General features: G+C 73.2%; 3 protein-coding genes. 2 read left to right on the forward strand and 1 reads right to left on the reverse strand.

The features are described from left to right. Positions 1 to 63: 63 nt before the first annotated feature. Positions 64 to 2,847 (reverse strand): AAA family ATPase, encoded by a 2,784-nt coding sequence (locus tag ACZ7CH_RS05070; protein WP_470368743.1) that lies wholly within the window; start codon positions 2,845 to 2,847, stop codon positions 64 to 66. A 608-nt stretch (positions 2,848 to 3,455) separates the two neighbouring features. Here ACZ7CH_RS05070 and ACZ7CH_RS05075 point away from each other — a divergent pair. Together ACZ7CH_RS05075 and ACZ7CH_RS05080 are read left to right on the forward strand one after the other, a co-directional pair. Beyond that, a complete protein-coding gene (locus ACZ7CH_RS05075) occupies positions 3,456 to 8,768 on the forward strand; it encodes a type I polyketide synthase (protein ID WP_470373195.1) in 5,313 nt (1,770 codons plus the stop codon). Then, entirely contained in the window at positions 8,765 to 13,573 is a 4,809-nt protein-coding gene (locus tag ACZ7CH_RS05080; protein ID WP_470373456.1) for a type I polyketide synthase, read from the forward strand. Before ACZ7CH_RS05075 ends, ACZ7CH_RS05080 begins: the two co-directional genes overlap by 4 nt. Positions 13,574 to 13,604 lie beyond the last annotated feature (31 nt).

Here is a 13,604-nt window from a genome sequence, read left to right on the forward strand (position 1 = left end):
AAGCGGCCCGCCGTCCTGTGGCGGGCCGCTTCGGCACGTCTGGGCTCGTCCCCCGGGCGGTTGTCAGTCCACCGCCGTCTTCTGCCGCTGCGCCTGCTCACCGACGATGATGTCCGACGGGAGCTCGGAGCGCTTGGCGACGTTGAGCTTGCGGTACACGCGGGTCAGGTGTTGTTCGACGGTGCTGATCGTGACGTGCAACCGGTCGCTGATCTCGCGGTTGGTGTAGCCGAGCACGGCGAAGTGCGCGACGCGGCGTTCGGCGTCGCTGAGCAGGACGGTCCCCCTCTGGTCGGAGTCGGAGGCCGTCGGTTCCGCGTCCTCGAGCAGGTGCTGGTCGACGGGGGAGACCATCCGGCACGCCTCCGCCTCGCGCGCGGCGTGCTTGGCGACCAGCCGTGCGCGGGCGAACTCGCCGAACTCGTAGTGCGCGGACGCCAGTTCGGCGTACGCGTGAGCGAGGGACTGCCGGTCGCCGCAAGCCTTGAGCAGGTCGATCGACTGGTGGAGCAGCGGTGCGCGCTGGTAGGGCTTGCTGGTCGCCGCCAGCACCCTCAGCGCGAGGGCCTGGGCGTTCGCGCTGCTGGTCCGCGAACGCCGCAGCTCCTCCTCGGCCAGTGTGCGGGCCGTGCGCGTCTTGCCCAGCCGCAGGTACGCCATGGCGAGGTCGGTGCGCCACGGAATGCCGCGCTGCAGCTGGGAGTTGCCCTCCCGGATCAGCCGTGCGCTGGTCTCGAAGTCGTTCAGTGCGGCGAACGGCTGCGCGGTCTCCAGGTAGTGGTGCCCTCGCGCGCGCAGGTACTGCACGCCGAACACGGTGCGGTACATCGGTTTCGGCACGGGGAGGTTGAGCAGCTGCTCGTTGTGCGCGATCGCGCCCAGCCCGGGGTTGGCGAACAACGCGGTGGACAGCGGCAGGCCGATGAGCACACCCCACCCCTGCGGGGCCAGCAGCTCCACCGCCTCCCTCGCCCCTGTCAGCGCGGCCGGCAGGTCTCCCTGTAATCGTGCGACCTCGGCCTGCACGCTGCCCAGGATCGCCTGCCACGTCTTGGCACGCCGCGCGACGGCGGACTCCAGCAGTCCCTCGCAGGCGGCGCCGGCCAGCGCCGGCTGGCCGGCGTACGCGATCGCCAGCAGCGACATCGCCACGATCTCGAGGTTGAGGTCGTCCAGCCGGTGGCCCTGCAGGCACTGCGCCAGCGCGGTGGTGGACTCCGCCGTGTCCACCCCGTTGAGCAGCGCGCTCAGCGGCGCCATGATGCCGTACATGGTGCGCCGTTTGTCGGGGTGCCCGTTCGAACGGGAGGGGCCGGCGGGTTCGCCCGCGCCGTAGAACCACTGCCGGATCATGTCGACCTCTTGCCGCACCAGCTCGTCGGCCGAGGAGACCGGCGGCGGCAGCGCTTCCGCGATCCGGCCGGCCAGCTCCGTGTCGCCCTGCCACAGCACGTGCCGGAGCACCGTGGTGGCATCACGCAGGTCCAGCTCGCCCTTCTCGGCGGCCTGCCGCAGCGGGTCGAGGCGTCTGCCGGCCGCGGCCGGGTTGGTGAGCCACTCGACCCTGGCGAGCGCCGCGGTGATCTCGTGGCTTTCCGCGGTGCCGGAGCAGCCGCGCAGGGCGAGCTGGAGGCAGGCGGCACAGCGTTCGAGGTCGTCCCGCCCGAGCGCCGCCTCCGCGGCGCTGCGCAGCGTGCTCGTGCCCCAGCCCGCCGGCACGAGCTCGGCGGCGAGCAGGTGTGAGGCGACCACCTCGGCCGGTGCGCCGGAGTTGTAGAGCGCTTCGGCGATCCTGCAGTGCAGCGTCGTGCGCAGGTCCGGTCTCATGTCCTCGCGCACCGCGGCCGCCGCGGCCGGGTCGAGGAAACGGCGACCGGTGAGCAGGCCGGTCGAGTTGCCCCGGTCGACGGCGTTGCTGACCGTTTCGTCGCTCACACCCATGGTCTCGGACAGGTTGACGCTGTCGATGGTGTCGCTGAGGTGTTGGACGGACTCGCCGAACAACGCCAGCAGCCGCAGCACGTGGATCTTCTCGGACGAGTTGCGGTGCAGCAGTTGCAGGACCGCGTTGCGGTACGCGGCTCCCGCGACCGGCCGCTCGACCAGGGCGCCGCGCGTCTTGCAGTCGTCCAGGAGCGCGTGCGCGAGCAGCGGGACACCCGCGGTCATCCGGGAGAACCCGGTCGTCAGTTCCTCGGAAGGCGGTCCTCCGGCGTCCGCGGCGAGCAGCTCGGCGAGCTCCGCGGCGGACAGCGGCGCCAGCCGGATGCGCCGGTGCGGATGGCGGTTCAGCTGCCGGGAGGAGACGGTGCGCGAGGCGTCGTCCTCGATCCCGAGCGTGCACACGACGAGCAGCTTGCGGAACCGGCCGCGCTGCAGCAGGTGCACGATGCTCGTGGTGGACCAGGCGTCCATCAGGTGGGCGTCGTCCACCGCGAGCACCAGCGGGCAGTCCTCGTCCGCGCGGCCGAGCAGAGCCTCCGCAGAGGCTTCCAGCTCGGCCGTGGGGAAATCGACTTCTTCACTTTTTTCTCGCGGAGGGTGAACGCGGTCGGAAACGATGTGGTCTTGCTTTTCGCTCCACAGCTCCGGGCAGGCGGTTCCGCTGTTCTTCAGCAAATTCCGGGCGAGGCTCAGCGGTCTGTCCCGGGAGGCGGGGTCTGCCGTGGCGTGCAGTATCCGCGCACCCGATTCCCGGACGCTGATCAGAAACTCGTCGAGAACCTGGGTCTTTCCGGAACCGGGTGTGCCGCTCACCAGTACGAGCAGGCCGTTTCCTCTGGTGCTCTCGACGAATGCTTCGTGCAGACTGGCCAGTTCTCTCGTTCGACCGAATATGCGCGCCATCGCCTCGTATTCCGTCCCAGTACCCGCAGGGAGCCGGGGAACTCGCACTCGCCGTTGTGTGCGGCCGCGCCCTGGTGCGAAGCCACCGCCGGTGAGAAGGGTGATGACCGTTCGTCCGCGGTCACTCCGACCTCACGGGGAACGACTCCGCAATGACTGCTTCCGGAGTCGCTCATGTCATGCAGCGGTGTTGCCCGGCATGGGTCCAAGCTAGCACGATTCGGGATACTTTCGCCGGTGTACGAAGGGCACATGTCTCAATTCGCGCCCGGCCGTTCAAGATCCTTTCCGGACGGTGAACCTGCCGGTAACACCGTTGTTAACTGACTCGCGGATCAACGCGGAACCGTCCTGGGAATTCTCCTAAACCACTTGGTCGCGCGTGTGTGCCGGCCTCATCCGGCCCTCTCCGGCAAGCGACCTGCGCCAGGGTGTGCCGGCCCGTCCCCACGTCTGACCCCTGCACTGCAGGACGCCCTCCTGGGGGCATTAGGGGTACCTGACGTGAATGCCGTCTCCCTAGCCTCCGATGCAGAGCGGCCAAGGGGGTCCGCGGGCGGAAGCCAACGGCCGAACAGGCACGGCGATCGTGATCGGATGGCGCGCTGGTGAACAACGAAGATCAGCTTCTCGACTACCTCAAGCGGACCACGGCGGAGCTGCGGGAGGCGCGGAAGCGGTTGCGCGAGCAGGAAGAGCGGGAACGCGGCCCGGTCGCGATCATCGGGATCGGCTGCCGGTTCCCCGGCGGCGTCACGGCGCCGGAACACCTGTGGGACCTGGTCTCCTCCGGTGTCGACGCGATCTCGGAGTTCCCGTCGAACCGGAACTGGGACATCTCGGCGCTGTACGACCCCGATCCGTCGCGCCGCGGGCACACCTACGCCCGCACGGGCGGATTCCTGCACGACGCCGCCGAGTTCGACCACGACTTCTTCGGCATCAGCCCGCGTGAAGCGCTCGCCATGGACCCGCAGCAGCGGCTGTTGCTCGAAACGTCCTTCGAGGCGTTCGAGCGCGCCGGCATCGCCCCGTCGTCCCTGCGGGGCAGCCGCACCGGAGTCTTCGCGGGCGTCATGTACAACGACTACGCCACCAGGATCACCTCGGTCCCGGAAGACCTCGACGGCTACCTCTCCAACGGCAGCGCCGCGAGCATCGCCTCCGGTCGCGTCGCCTACACCTTCGGGCTCGAAGGCCCGGTCGTCACCGTCGACACCGCCTGTTCCTCCTCCCTGGTCGGGCTGCACTGGGCGGTGCGCGCGTTGCAGTCCGGCGAGTGCTCACTCGCGCTGGCCGGCGGCGTGACGGTGATGTCGACTCCCGAGACGTTCGTGGACTTCTCACGGCAGCGCGGACTGGCTCCCGACGGCCGGTGCAAGGCGTTCTCGGCCGACGCGGACGGCACGGGCTGGGGCGAAGGCGCCGGGATGGTCCTGCTGGAACGCCTGTCCGACGCTCAGCGCAACGGTCACCCCGTGCTCGCGGTGATCCGCGGTTCCGCGATCAACTCCGACGGTGCGAGCAGCAGGCTGACCGCACCGAACGGGCCGTCGCAGCAGCGCGTCATCCGGCAGGCGCTGGCGAGTGCCGGCCTGAAGCCGTCGGACGTGGACGTCGTGGAGGCGCACGGCACCGGTACGGCGCTGGGCGACCCGATCGAGGCGCAGGCGCTGCTGGCCACCTACGGTCAGGACCGCGCGCACCCGCTGCTCCTCGGTTCGGTGAAGTCGAACATCGGTCACGCCCAGGCCGCGGCCGGGATCGCGGGCGTGATCAAGGTGGTGCTGGCCATGAAGCACGGCGAGGTTCCGCCGACGCTGCACGCCGACACCGCCACCGACCAGGTGGACTGGGCCGCGGGCGCCGTCGAGCTGGCGGTGAAGCGGCAGCCGTGGCCGGAGACCGGCCGGCCGCGCAGGGCCGCCGTGTCCTCGTTCGGGCTCAGCGGGACCAACGCGCACGTGGTGCTGGAGCAGCCTCCCGCGCCGGCACCGCCCCCGGAGGCCGGGACACCGGCGAGTTCCGCGGTGCCGTGGATCGTCACCGCGCGCACGCCGCGTGCGCTCGAGGACCAGCGTGCCCGCCTGCGAGCGCACCTCGCCGAACACCCCGAGCTGCGCAGTGCGGACGTCGCGCTGTCCCTTGCCGTCACGCGGTCCAGGTTCGAGCACGGCGTCATCGCCGTCGGCAGGGACGAGGGGGAGCTGCTCGACCGGCTCGCCCTCGCGTCCCCGTTGGCCGGCAAGAGGGGTTCGACGGCGTTCCTGTTCACCGGCCAGGGTTCGCAGCGGATCGGCATGGGCCGCGCGCTGCGTGCGGCGTTCCCCGTGTACGCCGAAACCTTCGACGCCGTGTGCGTGCTCGCGGACCGGTACCTGGACGAGCCGCTGGCCGCCGTGATCGACGGCGACGCCGAGCTGCTGAACCGCACCGACTACGCGCAGCTCGCCATCTTCGCCGTGGAGGTCGCGCTGTACCGGTTGTTCGAGTCCTGGGGGATCGTGCCCGGCCACCTGGTCGGCCACTCGGTCGGTGAGCTGGCCGCCGCTCACGTCGCCGGTGTGTTCTCGCTGGAGGACGCGGTCGCGCTGACCGGTGCGCGGGGTCGCCTGATGGCGGCACTGCCGTCCGGGGGCGCGATGGCCGCGGTGCGGGCCTCCGAGGCCGAGGTCGCGCCGTTCCTCACCGGCCAGGTGGCACTCGCGGCCGTCAACGGCGAGCGGTCGGTCGTCGTCTCCGGCACGGCCGAAGCCGTCGACGAGCTCGCCGCGCGGTTCGGGAAGGTCAAGCGGCTCACCGTGTCCCACGCCTTCCACTCGCCGCTGATGCGTCCGATGCTCGCGGAGTTCGCGCAGGTGGCGGAACGGTGCTCCTACGCGGAGCCGCGGGTGCCGATCGTCTCGACGATGACGGGTGAGCTCGCGACCACCGCGCTGACCACACCGGAGTACTGGGTCGAGCACGTGGTGAAACCGGTCCGCTTCGCCCCCGCGCTGGCGGCTGCGCACGCGCTCGGCGCGCGCCGGTTCGTCGAGCTGGGACCGGACGCCGCGCTCACCGCGCTCGCCGCCGACGCACTCGGCGGTGACAGCGTGGCGATCGCCGGGCTCCGCCGCGACGGTGACGAGGAACTGGACGTCGTCAGCGCCGCCGCGACCCTGCACGCCGCGGGGGGCACAGTCGACTGGGAGCGCTTCTTCGCCGCCCACAACGCCCAGCGGGTGGAGCTGCCGACCTATGCGTTCCAGCGCGAACGGTTGTGGCTGGAGGAGAGCACGACGCCGGCGGGCGACCCGGAGGGGCTCGGCCAGCACTCGACCGGGCACCCGCTGGTGCCCGCGGCGACCGACGTGCCCGAGAACGGGGCCGCCGTGCTCACCGGACGGCTCTCGCCGACGGCGCAGACCTGGCTGGCCGACCACTCGGTGCACGGCGCGGTGCTGTTGCCCGGTACGGCGTTCGTCGAGCTGGCCCTGCGAGCGGGTGAGCACGTCGGGTGCGACACCGTCGAGGAGCTGACCCTCGACGCACCGCTGCTCCTCCCCGGCGACGGCGCGGTGGCCGTCCGGGTGGTCGTCGGCGGTGCGCGCGACGACGCGCCGGACCGCCGTGAACTGACGATCTGGTCCCGCCGGGGTGACGCCGCAGACGAAGGTGGCTCCTGGACGCGCCACGCGAGCGGCACCCTGGCCGCGGGTGCGGGGGAAGCGGCCGCGGCGCCGGAGGTCTGGCCGCCGGAGGGAGCGGAGCCGGTCGAGCTGGCCGACCTGTACCCGCGGCTGGCGCGCACCGGCTACGGCTACGGCGAGGTGTTCCAGGGCCTGCGGGCCATGTGGCGCCGCGGCGACGAGCTGTTCGGCGAAGCCGCGCTGCCCGACTCCGCCCGGGGCACCGCCGCCGGGTTCGGCCTGCACCCCGCGCTGCTCGACGCCGTGTTGCACGTCAACCTGCTCGACCTGCCCGATGGACGTGCCGTGCTGCCGTTCGCGTGGGGCGGGGTGCGGTTGCACCGCGCGGGAGCCGACGTGCTGCGGCTGCGGCTCTCGCCGGACGGGACGGGTGCGGTGTCGCTCGAGCTGTCCGATCAGCACGGGCACCCGGTGGCCAGTGTGCGCAGCCTCGTCGCGCGCCCGGTGTCCCCGGAGGCGCTCGCGGGCTCCGCGGACCTGCCGCTGTACCGGATCGAGCTGGTCGCGGCGTCCGGTGCGGCCGACCGCTCCGACACCGACCCCGTGTTCGTCCCGCCGGTGCCCGACGCCGGTGACGAGGTGCCGGGAATGGTGCGGGAACGCGTGCACACGACGCTCGACCGGGTGCGGGGGTGGCTGGACGACCCGCTGTCCGCCGGACGCCGCCTGGCCGTGGTGCTGCGCACGGGCGACCTCGCCCACGCGGCCGTGCGCGGGCTGATCCGCGCCGCGGAGGCGGAGAACCCCGGCCGGTTCCTCGTCGTGAGCACCGATCTGGCCGCGACCGACGAGCAGGTCGCCGCCGACGACGCGGTCCGCGCGGCGCTGACCGTCGGCGAGCCGGAGGTCGTCGTCGCCGGCGGTGAGCTGTGGGTGCCGCGCCTCGCACGGGCCGAGTCGGCCGAACCGCTGTCCTGGGACCCCGACGGACTTGTGCTCATCACCGGCGGCACAGGTGGCCTCGGCGCGCAGCTCGCGCGGCACCTCGTCGCGGAACGCGGTGTGCGGCGGCTGCTCCTGGCCGGGCGCAGGGGAGCGGCCGCGCCCGGCGCCGAGGAGCTGCGCGCGGAGCTGGAGGCGGCCGGCGCGTCGGTGACGCTCGCCCGCTGCGACGTGACGGACCGCGCGGCGCTCGCCGCGCTGCTCGCCGAGCACGACGTGCGCGCCGTGGTGCACGCGGCCGGCGTAGTGGACAACGGTGTGCTGGCCGGGCTCGACCCCGAGCGCGTCGACCGGGTGCTGCGGCCGAAGGTGGACGCCGCGTGGCACCTGCACGAGCTCACGAGCGAACGGAACCTGTCGGCCTTCGTGCTGCTGTCGTCGGCCGCGGGCACGCTGGTACCGGGCGGCCAGGGCAACTACGCCGCGGCGAACACCTTCCTCGACGGGCTCGCCGAGCACCGCCGCGCGCTGGGACTTCCCGCCGTCTCACTCGCCTACGGCCTGTGGACGGGCACCGGCGGCATGAGCGACGACATGGACGAGGCGGACACCGAACGCCTGCGGCGCCTCGGGTTCCCGCCGCTGACCGCCGAGCAGGGCCTGCGCCTCTTCGACGCCGCGGTCGGTGGCGAGGAGGCGGTGCTCGTCCCCACTCGGCTCGACGCGGCCGCCGTGCGGCACCGCGCGGGCGGTGTGCCGCCGTTGCTGCGCGGTCTCGTGCGCGCACCGCGGCGCGCAGCCGAGCCGGGTGCCGGCGCCGCGAACGGCGCGGGCTGGCGCGAGCGACTCGCGTCGCTCACCGAAGCGCAGCGGGACAAGGCGTTGCTGGACCTCGTGCGCACTCACGTGGCCGTTGTGCTCGGCCACCCGTCGGCCGAGTCGATCGACCCGGGCCGCGCGTTCCAGGAGCTGGGGTTCGACTCGCTCGCCGCCGTGGAGCTGCGCAACCTGCTCGCCGCGGCGACGGGACTGACCCTCCCGGCGACGCTGGTGTTCGACCAGCCGAACCCGATCGCGCTCGCCGCGCACCTCAAGGCCGCACTCGTGCCCGGCCCCGAGGACCTCGCCCAGGCGGTGCTGACCGAGATCGACGGCCTGGAAGCGGCCCTGCGCGCGCTGCACGGCGACGGTGACGGGCAGGCCCGCGTGACGGCACGGCTGGAGGCGTTGCTGCACGCCTGGCGCGACGGCCGCACGGACGGCTCCGAACCCGCCTCGCCCGATGCCGGCGAGGCGAGCGACGACGAGCTCTTCGCGAGGATCGACAACGAACTGGGAGCCCTCTGATGGATGCCACGGCAGATTCGGCGACTGCGGACAAGCTCCGCGACTACCTCAAGCGGGCGACGACAGAGCTGGAGCGCAGCCGCCGCCGCGTCCGCGAGCTGGAGGACCGCCACCGCGAGCCCATCGCGATCATCGGCATGGGCTGCCGGTACCCCGGCGGGGTGCGCACGCCGGAGGACCTGTGGGAGATCGTCGCCGACGGCGTCGACGTGGTGAGCGAGTTCCCGTCCGACCGGGGCTGGGACGCCGAGTCGTTCTACGTCCCCGAGCCCGGCCCGCCCGGCACCTCCTACGTCCGCGAGGGCGGCTTCCTGCACGACGCCGCCGAGTGCGACCCCGCGTTCTTCGGCATCAGCCCCAAGGACGCTCCGGGCACCGACCCGCAGCAGCGGCTGCTGCTGGAGGTCACGTGGGAGGCGTTCGAGCGCGCGGGAATCGACCCCGGGGCCTGCAAGGGCACCCCGACCGGGGTCTTCGTCGGACTGATGCACCACGACTACGTCGGCGGCACCATCTCCGGCAGCATCGTCTCCGGCCGCATCGCCTACACGCTCGGACTGGAGGGGCCCGCGGTCACGATGGACACCGCGTGCTCGTCCTCGCTGGTCGCACTGCACTCGGCGATCGGGTCGCTGCGCCGCGGGGAGTGCACGCTCGCCCTCGCCGGCGGCGCCGCGGTCATGGCGAGCCCGGAGATGTTCCTCGAGTTCAGCGAGCGCCGCGCGCTGTCCCCGGACGGGCGCTGCCACTCCTTCTCCGACGACGCGGCCGGTGCCGCCTGGTCGGAGGGAGCGGGGATGCTGCTGCTCGAACGCCTCTCGGACGCCGTGCGCAACGGGCACGAGGTGCTGGCCGTCGTGCGCGGCAGCGCGGTCAACCAGGACGGCGCCTCCAACGGCCTCACCGCGCCCAGCGGCCCGGCGCAGGTGCGCGTGATCGAGCAGGCGCTCGCCGACGCGCGGCTCGCACCGCACCACGTCGACGCGGTCGAGGCGCACGGCACCGGCACCACGCTCGGGGACCCGATCGAGGCGCAGTCCGTGATCACCGCCTACGGCCAGAACCGCCAGGCGCCGCTGTGGCTGGGCTCGATCAAGTCGAACATGGGTCACCCGCAGGCGGCGGCGGGCGTGGCCTCGATCATCAAGGCGGTCCAGGCGATCCGGCACGGCGTGCTCCCGAAGACGCTGCACGTCACCGAGCCGAGCAAGGCCGTGGACTGGTCCGCGGGCAACGTCCGGCTGCTCACCGAGACCCGCGACTGGCCGGAGCAGGACCACCCGCGCCGCATCGGCGTCTCGTCGTTCGGCATCTCCGGCACCAACTCGCACGTGATCGTCGAGCAGGCACCCGAGCCCGCCGCCGGGCAGGAGCGGGAGCGCGCCGCGCTGCCGGTGGTGCCGTGGGTGCTGTCGGGCAAGGGGTCCGACGCCGTGCGGCGTCAGGCCGACCGGCTGCGCGCGAGGTTCGGCGACGACGCCGACGCCGATCCGTTCGACATCGGGTTCTCGCTCGCCACCACGCGCGCGGCGTTCTCCCACCGCGCCGCCGTGACCGGCAGGAACCGCGCCGAACTGCTGGAGGCGCTGCGCGCGGTCGCGTCCGGGGACATTCCCGCCGTCGTCGCCGGGGCGCCCGGCGGGCTCGCGGTCCTCTTCTCGGGCCAGGGTTCCCAGCGACCCGGCATGGGCCGCACGCTGCACGCCGGGTTCGACGTGTTCGCGCAGACCTTCGACGAGCTCTGCCTGGCGTTCGGCAAGCACCTCGACGAACCGCTGCGCGACCTGATGTTCGCCGACCCCGAGGACCCGGCCGCCGTGACGGCGCTCGCGCGCACGGCCTACACGCAGGCGGCGTTGTTCACCTTCGAGACCGCGCTCTACCGCCAGCTGGAGCACTGGGGCGTGCGTCCCGACCACGTCGGCGGTCACTCGATCGGCGAGGTGGTGGCCGCGCACGTCGCGGGCGTGCTGAGCGTCGAGGACGCCGTCGCGCTGGTGGCCGCGCGCGGCAGGCTGATGCAGGCCTTGCCGTCCGGTGGTGCGATGGTGTCGCTGCTGGCCGCCGAAGCCGACGTCGTCCCGCTGCTGACCGAGGGCGTCGACATCGCGGCGGTAAACGGACCGCGCTCGGTCGTGATCTCCGGTGACGAGGACGCCGTGACCGCGGTGGCCGCGCACTTCGAGAAGACCACCCGCCTGACCGTCTCGCACGCCTTCCACTCGCACCGCATGGACCCGATGCTCGGACAGTTCCGGGAAGTCCTGTCCGGACTGACGTTCCACGAGCCCTCGCTGCCGGTGGTCTCCAACGTCACCGGCGTGCTCGCCACGGCGGAGGAGCTGACCTCACCGGAGTACTGGGTGCGGCACGTGCGCCAGGCCGTGCGCTTCGGCGACGGTGTCTCCACGCTGGTCGAGGAAGGCGCGACGCGGCTGCTCGAGGTGGGGCCGGACTCGGTGCTGACCACCATGGCACTGGCCGTGGTGGGCGAGACGGTCGCGGTCCTCCGTACGCAGCGGCGCGACCGGGCCGAGGACGAGACCCTCGTGGAAGCCCTGTGCGCACTGCACACCACCGGTGGAGGTCCTGAGTGGAGGACCGTGTTCGCCGGCGGGCGCAAGGTGGACCTGCCGACGTACCCGTTCCGGCGCGACCGCTACTGGGAGGACGCGCCGATCCTGCAGGCCGAACGGTCCGCAGGCACCCGCGGCGACGTGACCGCGGCCTTCTGGGACCTGGTGTCCGAAGGGGACCTGGCCTCTCTCACCGCGACGCTGGGCGTCGGCGAGGACTCGGTCGCGCCGGTGCTTCCCGCACTCGCCTCGTGGTACGACCGGCAGCGCGCCGACGCGGCCGCCGACGCCTGGCGCCACCGGGTCACGTGGGCTCCGCTGGCACCGCCCGCGACGCCCGGTGGAGCGGCCTCCTGGCTCGTCCTGGCACCGCAGGACCCCGACGACTGGACGCGCGCGGTGCTCGACGGTCTCGCGGCGGCCGGGTTGCGGACCGAGGTGCTCGCCGTGCCCGGTGGCACCGGTCGCACCGCGCTCGCCGAGCTGCTCGCCTCGGCCGGCCCCGGCGCCGACGGAGTGCTGTCGCTGCTCGCACCGGCCGCCGGCACCGCGGTGGAGGCGGCCGCGGTGACCGCGGCCCTCGTCCAGGCCCTCGGCGACGCCGGCCACGGCGCACCGCTCTGGTGTGTCACACGGGATGCGGTGGCCCACGGCGCCTCATCCGCGGTGACCGGGGTCGACCAGGCGGCGGTCTGGGGCCTCGCCAGGGTCGCCGCGCTGGAGCACCCCGACCGGTGGGGCGGCGTCGTGGACCTGCCCGCCGAGCTGGGAACCGCCGCCGTGGCGCGGTTCGCGGCCGTGCTCGCCGACCCGGGAGACGAGGACCAGCTGCTCGTCCGCGAGTCCGTCGCCTACGGCAGGCGGCTCGAACCCGCGCCCGCGCGGATCGCGTCCCGCTGGGAGCCGGAGGGAACGGTGCTGGTCACCGGCGCCACCGGTGCGGTCGGCGCCGCCGTCACCGGCTGGCTCGTCGACCAGGGTGCGAAGCACCTGCTGCTGATCTCGCGGCGCGGCGCGGAGGCACCCGGTGCGGACGAGCTCGTCGCCGAACTGGCCGCGGCGGGTGTCGAGGCGCGCCTGGTCGCCTGCGACGTGGCCGACCGCGACGCGGTGGCCGCACTGCTCGACGGCATCCCCGCGGACCGTCCACTCTCGACGGTCGTGCACCTCGCGGGCGTGCTGGACGACGGCGTGCTCGACTCGCTCACGCCCGAGCGGTTCAGCGGCGTCTTCGCGCCGAAGGCCGACGCCGCGAGGCATCTGCACGAGCTGACGAAGGACAAGGGCCTCTCGGCGTTCGTGCTCTTCTCCTCGCTGACCGCGACGGTCGGCGGCGCGGGCCAGGCCAACTACGCGGCGGCCAACGCCTACCTCGACGCGCTCGCCGAGCACCGCCGTGGCATGGGACTCGCGGCGACGTCGGTGGCCTGGGGACCGTGGGGCGGCGAGGGCATGGCGGCACACGGCGCGGTGCGCTCCGCGACGGCCGCCATGGGCATCACGGCACTCGACCCCGGCAAAGCGCTGGTGGCGTTGCGCCGTGCGCTCGACGGAGGCGACAGCGCGGTGACCGTCGCGGACGTCGAGTGGTCCACCTTCGCCCCAGCGTTCACCGCGACGCGGCCGAGCCCGCTGCTGGCGGAGCTTCCCGGGGCCACCGTCAGCGCGGGCGGCGGTGCCGGCACCGCCGAGCTCGCGGGCTTCGCCGACAGCCTCGCCGGCCTGACCGCCGGTGAGCGCGACCGGGCGTTGCAGGACCTCGTGTGCACCCAGGCCGCGTCGGTGCTCGGCTACGAGAGCGGTACCGCGATCGAGCCGGGCACCGCGTTCCGCGACCTCGGCTTCGACTCGCTGACCTCGGTGGACCTGCGCAACCGGATCAGCAGCGCGGCCGGCGTCCCGTTGCCCGCGACGCTGATCTTCGACTACGCCACGCCACTGGCCCTCGCCCGGCACCTGGACGAGCAGATCGGCGGCGGCGCGGCCGCGGACGCGGCGGGCACCGTGGACGGCGTGGTGGCCGAGCTGGAGGGCATGGCCGCCCGGCTGACCGCGATGAGCCCGTCCGACCTGGAGCAGGGCCGGATCACCATGCGGCTGCAGGCGCTGCTCACCGACCTGAACGAGGCCCTCGTCGGTGACGGGGCGGCTGTGCTGGCCGGACGGCTGGAGGAGGCGTCGGCGGACGACGTCTTCGCCTTCATCGACAAAGAACTCGGCTCGGCCTGATCCGGCCGCGGCCCTCGGCTTCGCACAGGAG

This window comes from Lentzea sp. NPDC037011, from assembly GCF_055607425.1.

Coding starts and splice junctions, on each gene's coding strand:
- ACZ7CH_RS05070 (WP_470368743.1), bottom strand. CDS start 2,847: ATGGCGCGCATATTCGGTCGAACGAGAGAACTGGCCAGTCTGCACGAA.